The sequence below is a fragment of the Virgisporangium aurantiacum genome, from assembly GCF_016863635.1.
Lineage (GTDB): Bacteria > Actinomycetota > Actinomycetes > Mycobacteriales > Micromonosporaceae > Virgisporangium > Virgisporangium aurantiacum.
The window spans coordinates 67,612-89,486 of the sequence record NZ_BOPG01000005.1; the positions used below are offsets into that span (position 1 = coordinate 67,612).

General features: G+C 68.7%; 22 protein-coding genes and 1 tRNA gene. 5 read left to right on the forward strand and 18 right to left on the reverse strand.

Annotated features, from left to right (window positions below):
• The first annotated feature begins 1 nt into the window (after window position 1).
• Window positions 2-598 (forward strand): hypothetical protein, encoded by a 597-nt coding sequence (locus Vau01_RS03615; RefSeq protein WP_203987136.1) that lies wholly within the window; start codon window positions 2-4, stop codon window positions 596-598.
• 1 nt (window position 599) lies between these two features.
• Here the strand turns inward: Vau01_RS03615 and Vau01_RS03620 are convergent, their stop codons facing one another.
• Genes Vau01_RS03620 through argS form a run of 5 tightly spaced genes read right to left on the reverse strand, consistent with a single transcriptional unit; the run spans window position 600 to window position 7,223 of the window.
• Window positions 600-1,874 carry an MFS transporter gene (locus tag Vau01_RS03620; protein WP_203987138.1) on the reverse strand — a complete coding sequence of 425 codons (1,275 nt, stop codon included), beginning with the start codon at window positions 1,872-1,874 and terminating at the stop codon, window positions 600-602.
• 9 nt (window positions 1,875-1,883) lie between these two features.
• A complete protein-coding gene (thrC, locus tag Vau01_RS03625) occupies window positions 1,884-2,915 on the reverse strand; it encodes a threonine synthase (protein WP_203987140.1) in 1,032 nt (343 codons plus the stop codon).
• Entirely contained in the window at window positions 2,916-4,202 is a 1,287-nt protein-coding gene (locus tag Vau01_RS03630) for a homoserine dehydrogenase (protein WP_203987142.1), read from the reverse strand.
• 7 nt (window positions 4,203-4,209) lie between these two features.
• Window positions 4,210-5,595: a diaminopimelate decarboxylase gene (gene lysA, locus Vau01_RS03635; RefSeq protein WP_203987144.1), complete on the reverse strand. Its 1,386-nt coding sequence runs from the start codon at window positions 5,593-5,595 to the stop codon at window positions 4,210-4,212.
• A 5-nt stretch (window positions 5,596-5,600) separates the two neighbouring features.
• Window positions 5,601-7,223 carry an arginine--tRNA ligase gene (gene argS, locus Vau01_RS03640; protein WP_203987146.1) on the reverse strand — a complete coding sequence of 541 codons (1,623 nt, stop codon included), beginning with the start codon at window positions 7,221-7,223 and terminating at the stop codon, window positions 5,601-5,603.
• Window positions 7,224-7,339: 116 nt separating this feature from the next.
• On the opposite strand from argS, the gene Vau01_RS03645 reads away from it, so the two are divergent.
• From Vau01_RS03645 to Vau01_RS03660, 4 genes are all read left to right on the forward strand, one after another.
• Entirely contained in the window at window positions 7,340-8,260 is a 921-nt protein-coding gene (locus Vau01_RS03645; RefSeq protein ID WP_203987148.1) for a thioredoxin-like domain-containing protein, read from the forward strand.
• 1 nt (window position 8,261) lies between these two features.
• On the forward strand, window positions 8,262-8,933 hold the full coding sequence (locus Vau01_RS03650) for a DUF305 domain-containing protein (RefSeq protein WP_203987150.1): 672 nt from the start codon (window positions 8,262-8,264) through the stop codon (window positions 8,931-8,933).
• Window positions 8,934-8,992: 59 nt separating this feature from the next.
• Window positions 8,993-9,064 (forward strand) — tRNA-Arg (locus Vau01_RS03655).
• A gap of 1,672 nt (window positions 9,065-10,736) precedes the next feature.
• Window positions 10,737-11,324: a hypothetical protein gene (locus Vau01_RS03660; protein WP_203987152.1), complete on the forward strand. Its 588-nt coding sequence runs from the start codon at window positions 10,737-10,739 to the stop codon at window positions 11,322-11,324.
• A gap of 129 nt (window positions 11,325-11,453) precedes the next feature.
• On the opposite strand, the gene Vau01_RS03665 is transcribed toward Vau01_RS03660, so the two are convergent.
• The 13 genes from Vau01_RS03665 to Vau01_RS03725 form a co-directional block, all read right to left on the reverse strand.
• Window positions 11,454-12,818 (reverse strand): tyrosine-type recombinase/integrase, encoded by a 1,365-nt coding sequence (locus tag Vau01_RS03665; RefSeq protein WP_203987154.1) that lies wholly within the window; start codon window positions 12,816-12,818, stop codon window positions 11,454-11,456.
• The gene (locus Vau01_RS03670) at window positions 12,819-13,076 is read right to left on the reverse strand and encodes a helix-turn-helix transcriptional regulator (RefSeq protein WP_239151270.1); all 258 of its coding nucleotides are present in this window, start codon (window positions 13,074-13,076) and stop codon (window positions 12,819-12,821) included.
• Window positions 13,077-13,183: 107 nt separating this feature from the next.
• On the reverse strand, window positions 13,184-14,491 hold the full coding sequence (locus tag Vau01_RS03675) for a DUF3631 domain-containing protein (protein WP_203987158.1): 1,308 nt from the start codon (window positions 14,489-14,491) through the stop codon (window positions 13,184-13,186).
• Window positions 14,488-15,393, reverse strand: coding sequence for a bifunctional DNA primase/polymerase (locus tag Vau01_RS03680; RefSeq protein WP_239151271.1), 906 nt, complete (start codon window positions 15,391-15,393; stop codon window positions 14,488-14,490). Before Vau01_RS03680 ends, Vau01_RS03675 begins: the two co-directional genes overlap by 4 nt.
• A 179-nt stretch (window positions 15,394-15,572) precedes the next feature.
• The gene (locus tag Vau01_RS03685) at window positions 15,573-16,400 is read right to left on the reverse strand and encodes an adenine nucleotide alpha hydrolase family protein (RefSeq protein WP_203987164.1); all 828 of its coding nucleotides are present in this window, start codon (window positions 16,398-16,400) and stop codon (window positions 15,573-15,575) included.
• A complete protein-coding gene (locus Vau01_RS03690; RefSeq protein WP_203987167.1) occupies window positions 16,400-16,603 on the reverse strand; it encodes a hypothetical protein in 204 nt (67 codons plus the stop codon). The genes Vau01_RS03685 and Vau01_RS03690 overlap by 1 nt, the downstream gene beginning before the upstream one ends.
• On the reverse strand, window positions 16,600-16,893 hold the full coding sequence (locus Vau01_RS03695; RefSeq protein ID WP_203987169.1) for a J domain-containing protein: 294 nt from the start codon (window positions 16,891-16,893) through the stop codon (window positions 16,600-16,602). The genes Vau01_RS03690 and Vau01_RS03695 overlap by 4 nt, the downstream gene beginning before the upstream one ends.
• A 143-nt stretch (window positions 16,894-17,036) precedes the next feature.
• Entirely contained in the window at window positions 17,037-19,259 is a 2,223-nt protein-coding gene (locus Vau01_RS03700; RefSeq protein WP_203987171.1) for a cell division protein FtsK, read from the reverse strand.
• Window positions 19,260-19,353: 94 nt separating this feature from the next.
• Entirely contained in the window at window positions 19,354-19,866 is a 513-nt protein-coding gene (gene ssb / locus Vau01_RS03705; protein ID WP_203987173.1) for a single-stranded DNA-binding protein, read from the reverse strand.
• 65 nt (window positions 19,867-19,931) lie between these two features.
• The gene (locus tag Vau01_RS03710; RefSeq protein ID WP_203987175.1) at window positions 19,932-20,705 is read right to left on the reverse strand and encodes a DUF2637 domain-containing protein; all 774 of its coding nucleotides are present in this window, start codon (window positions 20,703-20,705) and stop codon (window positions 19,932-19,934) included.
• Window positions 20,705-20,863: a hypothetical protein gene (locus tag Vau01_RS03715; RefSeq protein ID WP_203987177.1), complete on the reverse strand. Its 159-nt coding sequence runs from the start codon at window positions 20,861-20,863 to the stop codon at window positions 20,705-20,707. Before Vau01_RS03715 ends, Vau01_RS03710 begins: the two co-directional genes overlap by 1 nt.
• 12 nt (window positions 20,864-20,875) lie before the next feature.
• Entirely contained in the window at window positions 20,876-21,205 is a 330-nt protein-coding gene (locus tag Vau01_RS03720; RefSeq protein ID WP_203987179.1) for a hypothetical protein, read from the reverse strand.
• 28 nt (window positions 21,206-21,233) lie between these two features.
• Window positions 21,234-21,476, reverse strand: coding sequence for a DUF6284 family protein (locus tag Vau01_RS03725; RefSeq protein ID WP_203987181.1), 243 nt, complete (start codon window positions 21,474-21,476; stop codon window positions 21,234-21,236).
• Window positions 21,477-21,875 lie beyond the last annotated feature (399 nt).

Sequence of the window (21,875 nt, forward strand, 5' to 3'; positions counted from 1 at the left end):
GATGGAACAGTGGGCACTCGTCCTGGCCGACAGCGTGCTCCTCGTGGTGGCCCTCGGGGGAGCCGTTTTCACGCTGGTACGCGTCCGGCGCGTCGGCGGGCTCGCCGCGGTGCTGGCCGCCGCGGCCTGCGGCGTGCTGGTGGTGGCCGCGGTCTTCGACATGATCTGGTGGACCCAGGTCGTTCCGAATGCGATCAGGGAGGACGAGATCGCCACGGCCGCCAACCTGAACAAGATCGGAGTTCTCGGCACCACCCTCTCGATCGCGCTCGGCGTCGGGCTGCTGATCGCGGCGACCAACGTCGCGCGGCCGGCCGCGACCGAGCCGGCGACGGCGCCACAGACCGGCTTCCCGGCGGGCGCCGCGGTGGGTTCGGCCCAGCCTCCGCTGCACCAGATCCCACAGCAGTACCAGCCCCACCAGGCGAGCCCGTACCAGCCGCAACAGCAGGCCACCCCGCAGGCGCAGCCCGCGGCCGGGTGGACGCCGCCCCAGCAGGCCCCGGGCCAGCCCGACTGGAACATCCACTCCGGCGTCTGGTCGATCCCGCGCGGCACGTTCGACCGCCCGCCACCCGACCAGCAGCAGCCGCGCTGAGTCAGGTGCGCATGACGCGCAGGGTCAACAGCCGCCAGAAGACCGCGTAGGCGACCGTCACCAGGGCGCAGACCGCCACCACCACGCGCGGCGAGACGTGGTCGACGAAGACGCCCGCGATCAGTTGACTCACCGCCACCGCCAGGGTCGCGATCATCATGTCGGTGGCGAACACGCGTCCGCGCAGCGCGTCGGGCACCTCCTCCTGCAGCGCGAAGTTCGACATCACCCAGTTGGCGCCGCCGGCCAGGTGGGCGATCGTCACCAGGATCAGGGCCAGCCAGAACCAGGTCGTCGCGGACACGCCGAGATAGGCCAGGCCGTACAGGGACATCGAGACGGCCAGCGCGGGCAGCAGCAGGTCGCGGCGCTTGAGGACCCAGCGGAACAGCAGCGGACCGATGAGCGCGCCGGCGCCGCGGGCGGCGAACAGCAGGCCGGTGCCGAGTTCGCCGATCCGGAAGACGGAGGTGGCGAGCAGCGGGAACGCCACCAGGACGCCGTTGCCCAGGCCGACGGCGCTCTTCACGGTCACGAGAGACGCGACGCGGGGGTTGCTTCGGATGTACCGGGTCGCTTCGACGAGGGCGGGCCAGGCGCCGTCAGGCGCCTTGCCGCCGGGAGGCGGCGCCGTGTCGTGGACGCCGTATCTGTCGGACGCGCTCACGGCGTCCTCCAAAACCGGGACGATGGCCTGGAGCGGCCCGCGGACCCGCCACACCGCGAGCGCCGACGCCAGCAGGCAGGCCACGGTGACACCGAAGCAGACGTACGGACCGACCGCCGCCGACACCACGCCGCCCAGCGACGCGCCGACGACGAGCATCGTGCCCCACGCCGAACCGGACAGCGCGTTGGCCGTGGCCAGGTCTTCGGGCGCGACCGTGTTGGGCAGCGCGGCCGACGCGGCCGGCGAGTAGAACGCCTTCGCGACCGCGAAACAGCCCACCGCCACGACCGCGATCCACGCCGTGCCGCTCGATCGCACGAGGAGGAGCGCGGCGACCGCGACGATCGCCGCGAGGTTGGCGACGATCATGACGCGGCGGCGGTCGACCCGGTCGGCGACCGTGCCCGTGTACGGCAGCAGCAGCGCGAGCAGCGCCATGTCGGCGGTGAGCACCAGGCCGCCCCACAGGCCGCTGCCGGTGAGGTCGGGCAGCAGCGTGAGCAGCGGGATCATGACGAACCAGTCGCCGCCGAACAGGATCAGCTCGGAGAAGAACAGCAGGCGGAAGTCGCGGTTGCGCGCGAGAACGGTAAGGACCGGAGGCACGCTCGCACGCTACGCCAGGTCGAGCGCCTTCGCCGCCGCGAGGGCTTCGGCCTGGATGGTGACCGGTGACGGTGCGGTGGCGATCGCCCACTCCGGGTCCTTCAGGCCGTGCCCGGTGACCGTGCAGACCACCGTCGAGCCGGCGGGCAGGTCACCGGCGGCCGCGGTCTGTAGCAGGCCGGCCACGCTCGCCGCGCTCCCCAGCTCGACGAACACGCCCACCGAGCGGGCGAGCAGGCGGTAGGCGGAGAGAATTTCCCGGTCGGTGACGGCGCGGATCAGGCCGCCGGACTCGTCGCGGGCGTCGACCGCCCGCGTCCAGGACGCCGGGTTGCCGATGCGGATCGCGGTGGCGATCGTCGACGGCTCGGGAACGACCTGGCCGTTGACGATCGGCGCGGCGCCGGACGCCTGGAAGCCGAACATGCGCGGGCTCTTGTTCGACTCCTTGTATCCCATCCAGTACGCCGTGATGTTGCCGGCGTTGCCGACGGGCAGGCAGTGGATGTCGGGCGCGTCGCCGAGCGCGTCGATGATCTCGAACGCGGCGGTCTTCTGGCCGTGCAGCCGGTACTCGTTGACGGAGTTCACCAGCGCGACCGGGTAGTCGAGCGCGAGCTTGCTCGCGAGCGCGAGGCAGTCGTCGAAGTTGCCGGCGACCTGGAGCAGCTTCGCGCCGTGCACCAGCGCCTGCGACAGCTTGCCGAGCGCGATCTTGCCGGTGGGCACGAGCACGGCGCAGGTGATGCCGGCGCGGGCGGCGTAGGCGGCGGCACTCGCGCTCGTGTTGCCGGTGGACGCGCAGATGATCGCCTTGTGCCCGGCCTCGAGGGCCTTCGACACGGCGAGCGTCATGCCGCGGTCCTTGAACGATCCGGTCGGGTTCGCGCCCTCGACCTTCAGGTAGACGTCACACCCGGTGCGGTTGCTCAACTCGGGCGCCGGCACGAGCGGCGTGTTGCCCTCGTGCAGGGTGATGACCGGCGTCGCATCGGTGACCGGTAACCGGTCCCGGAAGCCGTCGATGAGGCCTTTCCACATTTACAGGTCCCCCTCCACCCGGAGAACGCTCGCCACGGCCTTCACCGCGTCGATGGTGCGCAGTTCGGCGACGGTCGCGGCGAGCGCCGCGTCGGGTGCCTTGTGCGTGACGATCACGAGGACGGCGTCGTTGCCCCGCCCGGCCTGGTTCACCGTGGCGATGCTGACGCCGTGCCGGGCGAAGACCCCGGCGACCGTGGCCAGCACACCGGCCCGGTCGGCCACGTCGAGGCAGACGTGGTAACGGGTGATGACCTCGCCGATCGGGCGGGCCGTCAACTTGGCGTAGGCGCTCTCGCTGGGGGCGCGGGCGCCGGAGAGTCGGTTGCGGGCCACCGCGACGAGGTCGCCGAGCACCGCGCTCGCCGTCGGCGCGCCGCCGGCGCCGCGGCCGTAGAACATCAGCTGACCGGCGGCCTCGGCCTCGACGAACACCGCGTTGAACGCGTCGCCGACGCTGGCCAGCGGGTGCGTGCGCGGGATCATGGCCGGGTGCACGCGGACGGTGACCGCGTCGCCGGTGCGCTCCGCGATGCACAGGAGCTTGATCGTGCTGCCCATGCCCTTGGCGCTGGCCACGTCGGTGGCGGTGACCTCGGTGATGCCCTCGCGGTACACGTCGGCGGCGGTGACCCGGGAGTGGAACCCGAGGCTCGCGAGGATCGCCGCCTTGGCCGCGGCGTCGAAGCCCTCGACGTCGGCGGTCGGGTCGGCCTCGGCGTAGCCGAGCGCGGTGGCCTCTTCGAGGGCCTCGGTGAAGCTGGCGCCGGTGGCGTCCATCGCGCTGAGGATGAAGTTGGTGGTGCCGTTCACGATTCCGGTGATGCGGGTGACCCGGTCGCCGTGCAGGCTCTCCCGCAGCGGGCGCAGCAGCGGGATCGCACCGGCGACGCTCGCCTCGTAGAACAGGTCGGCACCGGCCTCGGCGGCCGCGTCGTGCAGGGCCGCGCCGTCCTCGGCCAGCAGCGCCTTGTTGGCCGTGACGACGCCCTTGCCGCGCTTGAGCGCCTCCAGCAACCAGGTGCGGGCCGGCTCGATGCCGCCGACCACCTCGATGACGACGTCGACGTCGTCGCGCTGGACGAGGCCCATCGCGTCGGAGGTGAACAGGCCGGGGTCGATACCCGTGTCGCGCGTTCGGCCGGGCCGCCGCACGGCGACGCCGACCAGCTCGAGCGGCGCACCGACGCGGGCGGTGAGGTCGGCCGCCTGCTCGCCGAGCAGGCGCACCACCTCGGTGCCGACGGTGCCGCAACCGAGCAGCGCGATCTTCACGGGTTTGGCCATCTCTCTCCTATCCCACGTCGAGGGCGAGCAGGTCGTCTTCGGTCTCTCGCCGCATGATGACCCGCGCCGCTCCGTTCGCGACCGCGATCACCGGCGGACGGGGCACGTGGTTGTAGTTGCTCGCCATGCTGCGGCAGTAGGCTCCGGTGCCGGGCACGGCGAGAAGATCTCCCGGCCGGACGTCGGCCGGCAGGAACTCATCCTTCACGACGATGTCACCGGCCTCGCAATGTTTTCCCACGACGCGGGCGAGCATCGGTGTGTTGTCACCCTTGCGGCTCGCGATCGTCGCGCTGTACCACGAGTCGTACAGCGCGGTGCGGATGTTGTCGCTCATGCCGCCGTCGACACTCACGTAGGTGCGGATGCCGTCGACGTCCTTGACGGTGCCGACCTCGTACAGCGTGAACACCGACGGGCCGACGATCGCCCGGCCGGGCTCGACGCTCAGCCTGGGTACGTTGAGCTGTAGTGCGTCGCACTCGCGCTTGACCAGGCCGAACATCTGCGCGCCGAGGTCGGCGGGGTCGGCCGGGTCGTCCTGGGTGGTGTAGGCGATGCCGAACCCGCCGCCGAGGTCCATCTCGGGCAGTTCGATCTTGTGTTTGTCCTGGACCTGCTTGTGCAACTGCAGGAGCCGCCGCGCGGACAGTTCGAACGCGGACGTGTCGAAGATCTGCGAGCCGATGTGCGAGTGCAGGCCGATGAGGTCGAGTTTCTTTTCCTCGATGATCTTGTCGACGGCCTGCGCGGCCGCGCCGCCGAACAGCGAGAAGCCGAACTTCTGGTCCTCGTGGGCGGTGGCGATGTACTCGTGGGTGTGAGCTTCGACACCCACGGTGACGCGGACCATCACCTTCGGGGTCTTGTTCTTGTCCTTAGCTATCGCGGTGAGGCGATCGATCTCCTCGAACGAGTCGACCACGATCCGGCCCACGCCGGCTTCTACCGCTCGTCGCAGTTCGCTCCCGGACTTGTTGTTGCCGTGCAGGCCGATCCGCTCCGGCGGCATGCCGGCGGCCAGCGCCACCGCGAGTTCGCCGCCGGTGCACACGTCGAGGCTCAGGCCCTCTTCGGCGATGATGCGCACCATTGCCTTGCAGAGGAACGCCTTGCCCGCGTAGTACACGTCGGCGCCGGCGAATCCGTTGCGGAACCTTCTGCAGCGCTCCCGGACGTCGGCCTCGTCGAGAATGTATGCCGGCGTGCCGTGCTCCTGCGCGATATCGCGCACGTCCAGGCCACCGATGGTCAAGGAGCCTTTTTCGGACCGCGTGACGGTGACCGGCCACAGCTCCGGCACGAGGTCGTTGACGTCGCTCGGGGGCCGCAGCCACGCCGGCCCACGGGAGCCGATGTCGCCGTGCAGGGCGCCCGCTTCATGTGCGCGCATGTGCCTTACATCCGTTCCGGTGCGCTGACCCCGAGCAGGGCGAGGCCGTTGGCGAGGACGATCCGGGCCGCCTCCACCAGCCACAACCGGGCCCGGGTGAGGTCGGTGACCTCCTCGTCGCCGCGCGGCAGCACGCGGCAGTTGTCGTAGAAGCGGTGGTACGTGGTGGCCAGTTCCTCCAGGTACCGGGCGACGCGGTGCGGCTCGCACAGCTCCGCCGCCGTGGCCACCACCCGCGGGAACTCGCCCAGGGCCTTGAGGAGGTCCAGCTCCTTCTCGTGGCTTATTTGTTCGGTTTTCAGCTCGCCCTTGTCGATGTTCATCTCCTGCGCGTTCCTCAGGAGGCTCGAGATCCGGGCGTGGGCGTACTGGACGTAGAAGACCGGGTTGTCCGGCGCCTGGCGGGTGATCTCCTCGATGTCGAGGGTCAGCGGCGAGTCGGTGCTCGACCGGGCGAGCGAGTACCGGGCCGCGTCGACACCGACCGCGTCGACGAGTTCGTCGAGCGTGATGATCGTGCCGGCGCGCTTGCTGAGCCGGACCGGCTCGCCGCCGCGCATCAGGTTCACCAGCTGGCCGATGAGGATCTGGATGTTCTTCTCGGGGTCGTCACCGGCGCAGGCGGCGATCGCCTTGAGCCGGCCGATGTAGCCGTGATGGTCGGCGCCGAGCAGGTAGAGGCAGCGGTCGAAGCCGCGCTCGCGCTTGTTGATGTAGTACGCGCAGTCGGCGGCGAAGTACGTCTTCTCGCCGTTGCTGCGGACGATCACCCGGTCCTTGTCGTCGGTGAAGTCGGTGGTGCGCAGCCAGGTGGCGCCGTCCTTCTCGAAGATGTGCCCGTTCTTCCGCAGGACGTCGATGGCATGCTCGACGGCACCGCCTTCGTGCAGCGCCCGTTCGGAGAACCAGACGTCGAAGTGGACGTTGAACCGCTCCAGGCTCTTCTGCATTTCGGCCAGCATCAGCCGGTAGCCCTGTTCGCGGTAGTCTTCTTCGCTCTCGCCGGTGATCTTGTCGGCGATCTCCTTGACGTACTCGCCGCCGTAGCCGTCTTCCGGCGTCGGCTCGTTGCGGGCCGCGGCGTACAGGCTCCGGCCGAAGCGTTCGAGCTGGGCGCCGGCGTCGTTGGTGTAATGCTCCCGGGTGACCCGCGCACCGGCGGCCTCGAAGATGCGCCCGAGCGAGTCGCCGACCGCGGCCCACCGGGTGTGCCCGAGGTGCACCGGGCCGGTGGGGTTGGCGCTCACGAACTCGAGGTTGATGTTCTGGCCGCTGAGCGCCGTGCCGTTGCCGTATTCCTTGCCCTGGGTGACCACGACGCGGGCCAACTCCCCGGCGGCGCCCGCGCTGAGGCGGATGTTCAGGAAGCCCGGTCCGGCGATGTCTACGTCCTTGATCGCCTTCTCTTGCTTCAGAGCCTCGGCTATCGCTGTCGCCAGCTCGCGGGGTGGGGTTCTGGTCGGTTTTGCGAGCTGAAGGGCGATATTGGACGCATAGTCGCCGTGCTCGGGGTTGCGCGGGCGCTCGACGTTCGTTGAAGCTGGCAGAACTGCCAGGTCGAGCCCGCGCGCAGCCAGCACCGTGCTCGCTGCCGCACGTACGAGAGCAGCCAGTTCAGCGGGAGTCACTGACCAATGCTATCGGGGGTAGACTCCCATACTTGGCGGCGCCCCGTCCCTTGCTGGCTGCGTGTGTGCTCGCCTGCGCCAGACCCTGTGACCGGACCCCACGACGGACGAGGCCCATGAGCATCAGTACACCGCAGAGCGGCGGATCGCGCCGGTCATCGGCCACGAAAGCCACCGCCGGCGGCAAGCCGAACCTGGAAAAGGAAGAGTCGGCTGGCTCGTCCCCGTCGAAGGCCACGAAGGCCGCGTCGAAGACGGCGGGGCGCTCGGCGAGCGCCACCAAGGCCGGAGCCTCGTCGAAGACCGCCGCGAAGGCCGGCGCCACCAAGGCGGCCTCTCGCCCCGCGGCGAAGGCGGCCACCTCGCGTCCCGCCGCCAAGGCCGGCGGTCGGCGGCCGCTCGCACCGGTCAAGGTGAGCCAGGGTCGCAACTGGGGCCCGATCGCGATGTTCTCCGCGGTGATCCTCGTGGCCGTCGGCATCATCGGCTTCGCCGGTTGGAAGGTGTACGAGAGCGCGCTCACGGTCTCCGACCGGGTCGGCCAGATCGACGGCGCGCACAACTTCCGCAAGAGCAACCCCGACCTGGTGAAGGCGGCCCAGCACCAGTCCGGGCCGCTCAAGTACGACCAGAACCCGCCCGTGGCCGGCAAGCACAACGGCGACTGGCAGAACTGCATGGGTGACGTCTACGACGCGCCGATCGCCAGCGAGCACGCGGTCCACAGCATGGAGCACGGTGCGGTCTGGCTGGTCTACAACCCGGCCAAGGTCAACAAAGACCAGATCGAGGCGCTCGCGAAGAAGATCCGCGGCAAGGAATACTCGCTGATGAGCCCGATGGAGAACCTCGACACCACGGTCTCCGTGCAGGCGTGGGGCTTCCAGCTGAAGGTCAACGACCCGTCCGACAAGCGGATCGACGAGTTCATCAAGGCGACCCGCAAGAACGCCGGCGTCGAGCAGGCGAGCTGCTCCGGTGGCATCACCGAGACCGGCACCACCCCGCGCGACCTCCAGTCGACCACCGGCAGCTGACATGGTCGTCGACGAACTTCACGACGTCGACGCTGACGAGCCGGCGCCCCAGCTCGAGCGGCGGCCGGGGCGCCGCTTTGTCGTCCTAGCCGTTCTGGCGGCCGTGGCCCTCCTGGGCCTCGGCTTCCTGGCCGGCCACTGGGCCCCGATCCTCACCGCCCCCGGCGACGACTCGCCCGAGGCCGGCTTCGCCCGCGACATGTCCACCCACCACCGCCAGGCCGTACACATGGCAATGGTCGAGTACGACCGCGGCCAGGACTCGACGGTGCGCCGCATCGCCTACGACATCGCCACCACCCAGCAGTACCAGGTCGGCGTGATGGAGGGCTGGCTGGCCGAGTGGCGCCTCCCCCAGACCACCGACAAGGATCCGATGGCCTGGGTACCCGGCAGCAAGCAGATGCTCCAGGCCGACGGCCGCATGCCAGGATTGGCCAGCAAGGAAGAGCTCGCCCGCCTCGAGGCCGCCTCCGGCAAAGACGCCGACATCCTCTTCTGCCAGCTGATGCTCCGCCACCACCTGGGCGGCATCCACATGATCGACGCCGTCCTCGACCTGTCCGACAACGACCGCGTCACCGAACTGGCCGCCCAGATGCGCCAGGCCCAGCAGGGCGAGATCGAGGCCCTGCGCGAGTTGTTGAAGGTGCTGGGGGCACAGCCGTTGTAGGGGCGGGCGTGGGGCTCTGCTATGGTTCTGTGGTCGCGCCGGTGGGTGCGATTGATTTTGCCCCCGTAGCTCAGGGGATAGAGCACCGCCCTCCGGAGGCGGGAGCGCAGGTTCGAATCCTGCCGGGGGCACCTTCCGCGAAGCACATCTTTAGCTGCTGAGACAGGGCCGCTGACTAGGCGAAAGCCAGGCAGCGGCCTTCTTGTTTTGTCCGGCTGTCACCGGCGATTTTCGGCCGTCAGCGGGGGTTCACGCCCTATTCGCGCCCAAGTTTCGTGCCAAGCACGCCCCAACAGTTGACCCGGGTCGGCCACGACAGGGCGGCTCGCGCTCAACACGACACTTGAGCTTGGCACCGATAAGGCGCTTGGCCTCGATCCGGAACGGCACGACACCTATGGCGCCGTGATCGAACTGTCCGGCCATCGAGCATCTAGCGGCGCAAAGCCCCCCTGCTGGGCTCAATCCCGCCACCACCGCCCTCTGCCACCGGGCCGGTCCCGTGGGACCGGCCCGGTTCGCGTCTTCGCTTCAACTTGCTCGAAGGCGCAGAAGAACGAATCCAACCCCATGCCTGGCTGTGGAGCTACTCCACGTTCAAAGCACCCAGATTGTTTGCGTTGATCCGTCTTTTTCAACGAAGGTAAGACGACCCTCGTTGCGCTTCAACATTGGTTCGATCATCTCAAGAAGCTGGATTCCCCGATTTATAGCTTCCGTCTTCGTGAGTCCCAGCCCGCCGTCGCCGGTCATTCTCTGAAGCGCGGCCACCGCTCGGGGTGTGAGGTTTACCGTCGTTCGGGTGAGTTGACTTCCGCCACCGATTCCTGAGCGGACGCTCGGCGGGACGGGAGGGCTAGTGACGACGCCCTCTGCGTCGTCACTTTCTACGCGTTTGATAGATGACTTGGCCATGTCGCAACCCTCCTTTATCGGGTAGAAGCCGGTGCCGCGGCCACTCGAAAGCTCACCGACATCCGCTCGGCAAGATTCCGAGCATTGGGTCGAGAGCCTGTGAAACGAAGATTCAACGGTGCTGACCACTGCACCGCGCCAAGGATGACGCTCCGTGAGATCCGCAGGGAGCGACTCGATCGAGTTGCATTCATCCGAGCGCCATCACGGTCCGTGGTTGCCGAATCCACCCTCAGATCGAACGTGACTGGGGTCCTCTTCGGAACCGTCCACGCCGGAGGGGTCTTGGCGTGTGCAGCATAGAACCATCCGCCGATTGAACGGCCAGATCCACCTGGACTCGCCTGCGAGGCAGTCACCGGCGAAATCCGCAGGACGACCGGAAGGTAGACCTCGCGGGAGGAGTGAGATGTCCTGTTGGCGGCCCAGGGCAGCAAGTGCCCTCCTCCAAGCCAAGCTGCCAACCAAGCAACAAGTGATTTGATCATCTCCGCCTCCGGCGTTCGAGGAACGTACTTCCGATCGTGCAAGCTACACAACCATGCATACCCTCTACGAGTCGCTCATGCATATGGTTTGCCACACGATGGGGGTCCTCGCACGAGCTGATCGGCGGACGGTAACCTCACGATCGCTAGAGTTTCCTGCCTCCTGATGGGAGTTTTATTCTGTTTAAGGTCGCTATGCCGACGACGGCCACAGAGCAATGCTCTTCGAATTCAGGCGATCTGTGATCTGAGTCACTCCAGACGCAAAGACGTGCGAGCGCCCTTTGGATGATCTAACCATGCATATGGAAACGCACACCTGATGCAGGCGATCAGCCATACACTCGCTAAGTTGAGCGGCATACGGCCCGATGCGTCCCCCGACTGATAGGAGTCCCCGATGACCGAACGTTCGGACGCTGCCGATACGCCGCTTTCGCGCTGGCTCGCTCGCGTGCGGCTCAAGCCCATCAGGCCCAAGCCGCGCATGCAGGCGCGTTCGCAGCAGCAGGAGGTCCCTAAGACTCCACTGGAACGGTCGCAGGCGGCGGGCGTTGTCAATGAATCCGGTCCGTTGCCCGCCGTGGAAATCGCGTCGGCCGGATCGACGAGACCGGCTTCACAGCCACTGGACGACGTCACTGCCGATCCGATCCACAGCAGGTACAACGAGGCCGTCGCGGACCCGACGGTGGTTTTCGTTGATGAGGACGATACGGACATCGACTTAGGCCTATTTGGTAGATATCGCCGGTGGAGTCGATCGCGTGGAATTCGCGACGACTCGTTCCATGCAGCGGCGAGAAGTCAGCTGAGCTTTCTGTGTACCAGTGTCCTATCCGGCATCGCGGTATCGGCAGCAGGCGAAGCATTTTCTGAGCCGACGGGACACGATCTGATTCTCCTCGGTGGCGGAACGGCTCTTCTTGCCAACCTCGTTGGACTGGGCCTGAACGTTTGGAGGCTCGTCGCTCCCAGGAGGCGTTGACGCCCCTTTCTGCGGTCAACCCGCGACAATGGCCAGCTCGGTGCGGGGACGAGCTGGCCATTGTCTATCCGGGGGTGGTGGCGACGCCCGCCTCATGACCAGCGTTACATTCCAACACTGGCCGCGTCTTCAGTGGCCAAGCGCGACCTGCACCCGTCTGCGGTTGCGCTCGACGCCTCGATCGAGGCACTTGGCGTAGATCCGGAACAGCACCTCTACCGACTGCCCAGCCCATTCAGCGACATCGGTCGGTGGCACTCCCCCGTTGAGCCAGGTCGACACCGCCGCGTGCCTCAGGTCGTACGGTCGCCTGGCGAGCGGGGAGGCCATAACGTCCGCCGTAAACGCGACCTCCCTCGCCTGTCGCCAGATCCGACTGACGGTGTACCTCGGTAGCTCCTCCTTGTTCCGGTCCCCGACGAACAGCCGGCCGTCGGGGGTCGTCTTGAACTCGTCCAGGTGGGCGTGGATGAGCGCGGTCAGTTCCGGCGGGCATGGGACCGTCCGCGACTCCCCGCGATCGCGCTGCTTGAGGCCGCGCCGGTCGCGGCTCCGTCCGGTGTCCGTCCATTCCTTCCCCGCGTACGGGTCCGCGCCGTCGAGATGGAACTCTCCCCAGCCCTTCTTTGGGATGGCGAGATGCCGCTTGTTCAGGTGGGCAGCCTCCTCCGGCCGCATTCCGGCGTAGTAGAGACATCCGTAGTAGGCGACCAGTCGGCGGCCGACGCGGCCCTGCTCGCGGACGCCGTCGAGCAGGGTTCGGACCTGGATCGGGTTGGGCACACCGCGCGGGTCGACGACCAGGATTGCCTTGGGCGCCTTCCACTTCAGGGCCGGCATCGGGTTGGCCTTGAGGTAGCCGAGTTCGATCGCGTACTCGATCGCGGTGTTCAAGACTTTCCGCCGGCGGCTGACCACGCTCGACGCGGAGGGCTTGCCGTCGAGCCGGACCGTCAGGGAGTCGAGCATCGGCCGGAGAACTTCCGGCTTGCTCAGCGCGGATACGGGCCGGGTGTTGCGCTCAACCCACTTCAGCGCTGCTCTGATCTCAGCCGGCAAGTCCTCGGCCTCGCGTTGCACGGTGTTGAACCCGTAGCGGCTGAGTGCCTTCCGGATCAGCTTGTCGTCCGGCTTGCCGCGCCTGGTCAGGAACATCCCCGGTGTCAGGGCCGTAAACGCCTCGGCGTGCGTGCGCCTGGTCGTCGCGGCGACGCGTGGCCATTTCATGTCCACGAATTTGCAGGCGAACAGGTACCAGTTCAGGTCGAGCGTGGTTCGCACCATCGACACCGGGCGGCCGGATTCGGTATCGAACGCTTCGCCTTTGCGGGACGCGGCCACCAGGTCGGAGCGGAAGCCATCCGCGAGAGCGGCTGTCTTGAACGTCTCGACGAACGGCTTGCCGTCGACGAACCAGCGGACGCGGTAAGTCGTCCCCCGCTTGCCTTGCCGTACTTCGTTGGTCCAGATGCGCACGTTGTACGAGGTCGACACTTAGGCGGCCTCCTCTTCCAGGCCGGAAAGCCAGTTGTCGAAAGCGATCCGGCGAATACGGAGATCACCGTTGGGCAGCTTGAAGCAGGGCGGCGCCTTCCGCTTGGCCCGCCAGTCGTAGAACGTCGAGCGGGAAATACCGAGTTCGGCACAGACGTCCGCGATGGTGAGGTGCCGCGCGCTGGCCCGATTCGGCCGTACGGCGGCCAGCGCACTACCGGAAGGGTTCTCGTGACCCTGACGGTCACTCGTTGACACGGGCCGATTGGCGGCCCGCTGAGATGGCCGGTGAGGCAAGATCTGCGTCCCTCCGATGGGTTGTTCAGGGTGCGTCGGTGAGCACTCGAAATCGGGCGAGTTGTGGATCATTTGGCGCTCTGCTGACCGGGTTTACGAGGGGTATGCGTCCCATCCGTCCCAGGGTCGTTTTCCCTGCTCAGCCCTGGGACGCTTTGATCTGGCGGGACGCTTAATGCGTCCCACCGTTTCAATCCGTCCCGCGTCTGACCTGCGGAAACGAGCGTGGGACGGATGGGACGGGCAGGGCTCGGAGACGCGTCGCCGGTGGCCTGTTTCGGGGTGTCGTCCGGGGGTGGGCAGTACCGGTTCCAGGCGTCGGCGAAGTCGTCGCGGAGGTAGCCCTTGGCCTGGCCGACCGGGAACCGGACGTTGCCGGACGAGATGCCGAACTCGCGGAGCAGGTCGGCAAGGCGCTTGCCCGTGAGTCCTACCGGCCCGAACCCGGACCAGGCTGCTTCGGGGTCGTCGTTAAGCACCTTCAGCAGTTCGGTCGTGGCGACCGCGGCCGGGCTGCCGAGCATGACGAAAGCCGCCCGGACGTCGACCAGCAGCCGGACGCCTGTCGACAACTGCCCGTCGTCGGCGGCCTCGGCGGTCAGCACGGTGACGGCTGTTCGCGCGCGGCCCGGCCAATCTCTCCCGGCCAGGTCAGCGACTGCTACGAGCGGTTCCCACGTGTCGGCGGCCCGGTCGTCGACCGGCATCGGCGGGGCCGCGCGTTCCAACTCGGGGAGGTAGTCACGCAGCCAGCCGGTCAGCGTGATGGCCAGCTCTTTCAGCGCTGGCCCGTCGCGGCGCACCCGATACGGCGCGACGCGCTCCCCGGTCGTGCGACGACGCATGCGGATGACCACCGCGCGATCCTCGATGGTGTCCGGCATCTGGCCGATGCCGGCGAGAGCGGCCATCGCGAACGTCTCGATTCGCTCGACGCTGCGGGTGTTTGTGTCCCATCGGATGGTGGGCCGGCCGCGCTGGTGTCCGGCATTGAGCAGGCCGCGTAGGTCTTCGTTGGCGTCTCCGGCTTTGGCTCCGAAGATGGTGTCGGCCTCGTCGATGAGGAGGGTGGGCGGCGAGTCGGCTGCTCCGATGGAGCGGTATACGGCAGCAGTCGACGCGTTCACGGTCATGATGGGCCGGAATGAGGTCGCCTCGACCACGTCGAGCAGCCGGCTTTTGCCGCAACGCTTCTCCGGCGCCCGGATCACGAGGCGGGGCGCGTGCGCCCACGCGGGTTGAGCGTGAGTCGCGGCGATCCACAACACCACCGCGTCGACTGCTTCGCGGCCGGGGAGGATGACGTAACGAGTGATGGCGGCGTGTAGCGCGTCGAGAATGGCCGCGCCGTCGATGTCGGTCGTGGGGTCCGTCATGCGGCTATCCCTTCAATCGCAACGTGTTCGGCCTTGAAGCCACCGACGATGGCGGCGTTGATGTCCCGGTCGGTTTGTTCGGCCCGGCGACCGGCCGCAGTCAGCGCGGCCACCGCGTCGAGCGGGTCGACTGCTCCGGCGCCGACCATGCGGGCGACTCCCCGCGCGGCGCCGTAGAGCGTGGTCCGGCGCCGCCCGTTCGGTGCCCGCTCGACGGCGGCGACGTACGCGGCGAGCAGGGCGGCCGGGGATGAGATGCCCCGCGCGCCGGATCGGGCGGCGCGGATCGGTATGGGCGCGTCGGCCTGGTCGACGTCGAGCCGGACCGCCGGTGCTGGTCGGCAGGCATCGGCCAGCGCGCGGGGCATCTCGTTCACGGGCCGGGTATTGGCCCAGCGGTACGGCCGTTTCGTGGCCCGGTGGATCGACGGCGGGGCAACGGCATAGCCACCATCGCCCCGGACGTCGACACCAGCGGCTAGCCGACTTTGGCTGTTCGGTAGTGGCCATCCGGGATAGCGGTAGTAGAGGTGCCAGCCACCGCTACCCGTTGCTGCGCACAGGGTTGCCGGCATCCTGGCCGGGTCGATGCGTCCGCCGTGGTTGGGGTCGATATCGACTACGGCGAGACCCGATCCTGCGCCGGTTGCCACGGCGAGCAGGCCGCCCGGTACGGCCTCGAAGATGGCTCGCAGCCTGACCGGATCGGCCGTTGCCGCGTACGGGCCGTGACAGGTTAGGCAGTTGCAGAGCGCCGGGTTGTGGCTCGGGTCCACTTTGGACGATGGGCAGCGTGGGCAGTTCGCGACCGGCCGCTTGGACCGGCCGAGCAGGAACAGCCGCCAGCCGTGCCGCTCGACCAAGTCGACGGCGGCGGCGTACAACTCGGCATGCCGCGTCACGGCATCCCTCCTTGCGTTTGCTGTGGTTCCGGGATCGATCTCGGGTGTTTCGGCGCGGCCGGCAAGTGCGGCCGGTGTGTGAGCCGGGCAGCGCTGCCCGGTCACGTACAACCGCACGTCGTCTGTTGCCCCGCAGGGCTTCCGATCGGAAGCGATCCAATGAGCGCATGACGTGCTGGTCATGTGAAGCACGCGCCGTTGTCGCAGGGCTCGTCCCAGGTGCCGACGTCTGCAACGTCAAGGCCGGGAATGGTGTCCTGGGCCGCCGCGACCGTGGCAAGTGGCCGGTTGTAGCGGGTGAGCCATACAGGGTCTCGGCCGAGCGTGGCTCGACGTTCGTTGAGCTGCGTTTCGAGGTCGCATGCGCGTGCGAACAGCGCTGGCCGGTCCCGCCGCATGGTCGACCAGGTTGCGGATCGGCGCATCGGGCAGAACCAGCAAGCGCTCTTGGGCGGTATCGGCAGCCCGGCAGCGGAGATGATGCGCTGGCAGTCGATCCGTCGTAGCGGTGGCTGGTGGTCGAGCAGTGGGTAGACCGGTCGCTCGTAAGGCATGGCGCGTCGGTTGTTGACCCGCTCGATCTCGTCCAGCGAGATGCCGATACCGACCGTGGCCGGGGCCGCGCTGCTCGCGCCGTGGGTCTTGAGCCAACGGCCGATCACCTTGATTTTGAAGTCGGCGGTACATGACCGGGTGCCGGGCGCGCCGTTGGACATCCGCACCGGGATCGGCAGCGAGCGTGAGCCGGGCTTGGTCAGCCGGCCGTACAGCGTTTCGGTGCTGCCATCGCGGCGTACCCTTCGCAACTCGTGTAGCTCGATCTTGTGCTCAGCGGCGTACGGCTTGGCGTAGGTCTCCAGGTAGGCGAGCGTCGCCGGGTCCTCCGAGTCCGCACCGACGTTGGCGAACAGGAAGACACGGAAGTCGATTCGGCCGTGGGCGGCCAACACGAGCAGCGCCGTCGACTGGACCCCACCGCCATAGCTAACGACCTGTAGCCCGGCCATCAGGCGGCCCGCCGCGAGGGCTCGCCAGTCTCGGCAAGTCGTTGCCGACGCTGGTTGAGCCAAGCGGTCACGCGAGGGTCGGAGATGCGGCGGCGTCCGCCGGGCAGACGCTCGACGGTGAGTCCGGCCGTGCGGGCGAGGTCGTCGCCGGGTCCGTGGATGCGGTCGGCGAGCCGTTCGAGCCAGGTGCGGATACGGGTCACGGCGTCCTCCTCGACCGGAACGGGTTGTCGTCGGTGCGGGTGTGGTCGGGTGCGGTGCCGCGTCGGTACTCGCGGTCGATCCAGGTGAAGGCACGGCGGCCGATGCGGACGCGGATGCCGGAGCCGTCGCAGCGTCGGCAGGGTGAGCGCAGGATCTTGCCGGCGCGGCCGGGCTTGCGGCCGGTGCCGGAGCACTTGGAGCAGCGGGTCCAGGGCGCGGATGCGCACAACAGTACGTAACCGCCGGTTAGTGCGAGGATGAGGCTAGCTAGCACGAGCGTGGGGTTCACGAAGTGCCTCCGTAGGCCGATTTCGGGGTGCACGAGGCCTGCGCCGCTAGAAGCTAGGGCGCTGGCCAGGGATTGAATGAGGCGCTAGCGGGGCCGCTAGGTCTAGCGGGTTGGGGTGCTAGACCTAGCGGCCCTCGATGGGGTCAGGACGCGGCCCGACCACCCTGGTCGCGGTCACGCTTGGTGATCGCGGCGGTGATGTCGGCACGGTCGATGCCGCGCCGGTTGGCGCCTTCGCCGGTGGTCGGGTCGGTGCCCCAGACCTGCTTGGTCTTGATCCCGTGGACCTTGAGCGCGGCCGTCAACTGATCGCGGGTCAGGCCCGCGTAGACCTCGGGCCGCAGACCGGCGAGCCGGTCGAGCACGGTCTCCGTCCAGACCTTCGCGTCGCCGGTGCCGAGCACGATCGCGAGGTCGTCGATCAGGGTGTCCCGCCGCACGGTCAGCGTGTCGACGGTCTGTCCGGCGGCGTGGCCGGTCAGGTTCCCGGCCCGTTCCCGCGCGGCGCGGGCACGGGTGACGATGGCCTCGGCCGTGGGGCCGTCGATGTAGGCGGTCCGGGCGATCTGCGGGTCGTCGCCTTCACCGGCGAGGTAGCCGATGCCCCGGTCGCGGCGGGAGAACATCGTCGCGCGGACGCCGGTCTTGTGCATCGACGTGCCGAGCACCATGTCGTTCTCCAGGTGGCCCATCACCTTGAGGCAGAACCGCAGCACGGCGTTCGCGGAGATGCCGGTCGGCAGGCTCTTCGCGTCCGGGCGCTGGGTGGCCAGGATGAGCACAATGCCGGCGGCCGGGCCGCGCTTGACCAGGTCGGTGCAGATCTCTTCGAACTCCGCGCCGTAGACGGGGTGCTCGAACCAGACCTGACACTCGTCCACGCCGATGACGATCGGCTGTAGGCCAAGCGTCTTGCGGCTGGCCAACTCCGGGGTGACCTTGTTCTCCGGGCACAGGTCGCGCGGCAGCTCCCGGATCACCTTCGTGCGGCGCCGCAGCTCCGTGCGGAGTTCCCGCATCGCGATGATGGCGTACTCGATGTCGTCGTCATCGTCACCGGCACGGTAGCGGTGGCACACCGATTCCAGCGGGGAGAGGTCACCGGTTCCCTTGAGGTCAAAGGCGTACAGCCACGCGCGAGGGTCCAATGCCGCGCCCAGCAAGGCGAGCCGGAGCGTGAACGTCTTGCCCATCCGGGGAATCGACCCGATGATCATTGACGCGAACATGAGCGTCAGCGAGACCAGCCGGCCGCGCGGGTCGGTGCCGAACGGGAACGGCTTGAACAGGTCCACCAGGCCGGTCTTCAGCAGCGGCCACGGGACCGGCTTGGCGCGGGACATGTCCCGGTCAGCGACGAACAGGACCAGGCGGCCGGGGTGGACCTCGGCGTTCGCCTCCGGCCACACGCAGCCGAGCGGCCGGGCCAGCGCGGATGCCAGCTCCTCCCGCTTCTCGACGACCTCGGTCGCGGTGACGCCGCGCGGTAGCTCGACCTCGGCGCGCCAGCCGGCGCCGTTTTCCCGCTGGATCGGCGCGGGGAACCACCGCTTGCCGGTGTCCCCTGCCCGGATCGCGCGGTCGATGCCGACGATCCGCAGCGTCGCCAACGCTCGCACGACCTCATCCGAGGTGAGCGGGGCCGCGTCTGTGCGGACCACGGCGGTATCGAGTAGCGGCTTGTCGGCCGGGGTGCCGACGATCCCGCACAGCGCCACCAGCGCGGCGATCGCGGCCCACCCGGTGACGGTGGCCGGGGTGGTCGCCAGCCACACGGCCGCGAGGACCAGGCCGAGGGCCACCGGCACGGTGACGATGCCCCGCCACCGCACCCGCCGGTCACGCTGACGGGCAAGCTTCAGGTACATGTCGGCGTCTTCCACCCGGGCGGTGGCCTGCCGATATGGCACGCCTTCCAGGTCGAACAGCCACCACACGTAGCTGCGCACCATCCGGACGGCGCCGCGCGGTGCTCGCCAGGCCACCTTGGCGCCGTACTTCGGTAGCCGGATGCCGTGGTAGGCCAGGGTGTGGCCGAGCAGGCCCAACGCCCACAACGCGTTTCCGGTCGCCTCGGCGCGGGACCGCAGCCAGCCGGGCACGATCGGCCGGCGACGGGCGTCGCGCAGGCCGGACAGGGTGAACCGCGGTCGGCGCTGCGCGGCCACGCTGTCCACCAGCACGGTTTCCGTGTCCGGGTTGCCGTGGAGCAGGCCGGTGCGCGGCTCGTCGTCGGTGTCGGCCTGGTCGCGGCGCTGCCGCTCCTTGTCCAGGTCGACCACGTCGGCGCTGTCCGCGTCGGGGTTCAGTTCGTCTTCGTACCGCTCCCAGTCGACCGGGTCGCGGTCATCGTCGTTACTCGCCATGATTGGGCTTCCTCCGTGAAGCACTCAGGTAGCGGATCGAGGGGCCGGAGCGCGGCGACGGTTTGCGAGGCCAGGCGCCGCGCTCCGGGCGGAGTCAGAACGGCGGTTCGTCGTCGGAGAACCCGCCACCGTCCGCCGTGAACGGGTCACCGTCGCCGGTGGCCGGGGCGGTGTCGCGGGTCGCCGTGGCGGTCGACCACGGGTCGTCAGCCTGCGGCGTGTCGATGCCGCCGGTCGTCCGGGTGAGCTTCTTGACGGTGGCGGTCGCGAACCGCAGCGACGGGCCGACCTCGTCGACGTCGAGCTGCACCATGGACCGCTTCTGTCCGTCCGGGGTCTCCCAACGGGACAGCCGCAGACGGCCGGTCACGATGACCCGCGCGCCCTTGGTCAGCGATTCGGAGGCATGTTCGGCCAAATCCCGCCACGCGGTGCAGGTGAGGAACAGCGGGTCACCGTCGCGCCAGCCGCCGCTGGCCTTGTCGAACGTGCGCGCCGTTGACGCCACGGTGAACCGCGCGATCGCCACGCCCGAGCCCTTCGCGTAGCGGAGGTCGGGAGCGTCGGTCAGGTTGCCGATGATGGTGATGGTGGTTTCGCCAGCCATGACAGGTCAGGTGTCCTCTCGGAAGGGTGACGCCGCATCCGGTCGGGCGCGGCGCGTGGGATAGGTCAGGCAGCGTCGGCCAGGACCGGCGTTGCCGCTGGTGAGGCGGGAAGTGCTGACGCCACGACGGCGTCATCGGACGTCCGGACGCTGGCCGGGAGGTAGCGGCGGGCGGTCGACTCGCTGACGCCAGCCTTCGCCGCGATCGCTGCCACCGTGGCGCCCGGCATCCGGGCGGCGGCCTTCGCCACCTTGTCCGCCGACGGCGGCCGGCGGGAGCTGCGCGGCCGGACGGCCCGGGTCGTCGGCTTGGCCCGCTCGACGGCCGGCGGCGTCTTCTCCGGGGTGTCGTCGGCGGCCGGTGCCGGCTCGACCGGTGCAGGGTCGACGGCGGCCGTGGTCGGCTGGTGGACCGTTGCCGAGACTTCAGCCGATGCCGCCTCGGTCAGCGTGCGGATGCGGCCGGCGAGCTCGACCAGGCAGACCGACGCCACCACGACCAGGCCGTCCACGGACACCGGAATCAGGTATGGCGCGGCGCCGGTCTCGCCGTACCGGGCGGCCACACCTGCCATGTGCCAGTACGAGACCCACGCGGCAATGCTCGCGATCGACGCGGTCGCGGCGAGCCGAACGGCGGCCAGCGACCGGCGGTGCACCGGCACCCGCGAGATAAGTTCGACGGTCAGCAGCAGGGCCAGCGGCGGCCACGCCGCGATGGCCTGACTGATCGGATTCGGGTTGGCGTGCAACACGTTCGCGGCTACCGACGTAGCCACGCCCAGCACCAGCGCGGCGCGGACGCCCCACCGGATCCGGGCCAACTGGCGGAGGGTCATCACTGACCCCCGCTCAGGTTCACGGCGACAGTGCCGAGCCCGTCGACCAGGTCGACGAAGAACCCGCCGAGCATGCTCGCGACAGCGGCGGCCCCGTCCGGGTTGTAGGCGATGAAGAACACGATGACGGCGCCGATCAGGTAGCCCTTGACCTTCATGATCAGCTCCTTTCAGGCGGCGGCGAGGGTGGTCAGACGGGCGCACACGTCCGGAGTGAGGTCCGGAACAGTGGGGTGCTCATGAGCGGTGGCGTAGATCTCGCGTCCCCGCCACGTGTTGTGGGCGATTGTGGAGCGGTACGGGCGCCCGTTGTGCTCCCCCGTGTACACGTGGTGGCTGTCCGGACCGTCCAGGCCAGCGGCGACCAGCCAGGCCTGAAGCGCAGCGCCGGATGCAAAGTCGAGGTCGATGGTTCCGTCGTCCCGCTCCCGGATTCCGATTGGATCGCAGATAAGCAGGACATCCGCGAATACCGCGCGACGCGGCTTGCGGTCAGTCATTGAGTTCTCCCGGTTGAGTCGGACGGGGTCACGCGGCTCGACGAAGGCGAACGGGGCGGCGGCGAGCCGCGTATGCGGTCGCCTCACGGGTCACCCGGTCCTCGGCGCGGCGTAGCCTGCGCCAGTCGAGCGGCGACGGGCCGCCACGAGCGGTTAGTAGGTGGATCTCGGCGTCGAGCAAGGCAAGTTCGGCCTCGATGAGCGGCCATTCGGCCTCGATCTCGGCCAGGTCGTTGTCCGTCGGGCCGTCGAGGTCAGGATCGGTTGCCATGACTGGCGGAACTCCTTCGTCCACAGGTCTTCCCGCCCCGGCACGCCGGGCAGCGGGACATCTCAGGAGGCAGCGACGCGAGTACGCCGCAGCCGGTGCAGGTCCGCCAAACGGCCTTGCGCCGCGTGGTCACGCGAAGGTTCGAAACCATGACGATCAACCCCTCTGCGGGTTGGAAGCTGAGCCCCGGCCTGCCAGCGGCGGCATCGCAGCACTGGCAGGCCGGGAGCTTGAAAAGCGGTGAGTCGCAACGAACTGCACGACGACTCATAAGCAGTGCATGGACCAAAGCCATGCGCGGCAACCTTTTCAGTGGGAGGTGCGGCCCGATCCAGTTGTGAACAAACGTGTGAACGGCGGTCCGTAGGCGTGCGGCGTTGCCGCCTTCCCCGTCATCCG

Excerpts from the sequence above, each read along its gene's own strand:
- Vau01_RS03615 (WP_203987136.1), top strand. The coding sequence starts at position 2 with ATGGAACAGTGGGCACTCGTCCTGGCCGACAGCGTGCTCCTCGTGGTG.
- thrC (WP_203987140.1), bottom strand. The coding sequence starts at position 2,915 with ATGTGGAAAGGCCTCATCGACGGCTTCCGGGACCGGTTACCGGTCACC.
- Vau01_RS03630 (WP_203987142.1), bottom strand. The coding sequence starts at position 4,202 with ATGGCCAAACCCGTGAAGATCGCGCTGCTCGGTTGCGGCACCGTCGGC.
- lysA (WP_203987144.1), bottom strand. The coding sequence starts at position 5,595 with ATGCGCGCACATGAAGCGGGCGCCCTGCACGGCGACATCGGCTCCCGT.
- Vau01_RS03645 (WP_203987148.1), top strand. The coding sequence starts at position 7,340 with ATGAGCATCAGTACACCGCAGAGCGGCGGATCGCGCCGGTCATCGGCC.
- Vau01_RS03650 (WP_203987150.1), top strand. The coding sequence starts at position 8,262 with ATGGTCGTCGACGAACTTCACGACGTCGACGCTGACGAGCCGGCGCCC.
- Vau01_RS03660 (WP_203987152.1), top strand. The coding sequence starts at position 10,737 with ATGACCGAACGTTCGGACGCTGCCGATACGCCGCTTTCGCGCTGGCTC.
- Vau01_RS03675 (WP_203987158.1), bottom strand. The coding sequence starts at position 14,491 with ATGACGGACCCCACGACCGACATCGACGGCGCGGCCATTCTCGACGCG.
- Vau01_RS03685 (WP_203987164.1), bottom strand. The coding sequence starts at position 16,400 with ATGGCCGGGCTACAGGTCGTTAGCTATGGCGGTGGGGTCCAGTCGACG.
- Vau01_RS03700 (WP_203987171.1), bottom strand. The coding sequence starts at position 19,259 with ATGGCGAGTAACGACGATGACCGCGACCCGGTCGACTGGGAGCGGTAC.
- ssb (WP_203987173.1), bottom strand. The coding sequence starts at position 19,866 with ATGGCTGGCGAAACCACCATCACCATCATCGGCAACCTGACCGACGCT.
- Vau01_RS03710 (WP_203987175.1), bottom strand. The coding sequence starts at position 20,705 with ATGACCCTCCGCCAGTTGGCCCGGATCCGGTGGGGCGTCCGCGCCGCG.
- Vau01_RS03715 (WP_203987177.1), bottom strand. The coding sequence starts at position 20,863 with ATGAAGGTCAAGGGCTACCTGATCGGCGCCGTCATCGTGTTCTTCATC.
- Vau01_RS03720 (WP_203987179.1), bottom strand. The coding sequence starts at position 21,205 with ATGACTGACCGCAAGCCGCGTCGCGCGGTATTCGCGGATGTCCTGCTT.
- Vau01_RS03725 (WP_203987181.1), bottom strand. The coding sequence starts at position 21,476 with ATGGCAACCGATCCTGACCTCGACGGCCCGACGGACAACGACCTGGCC.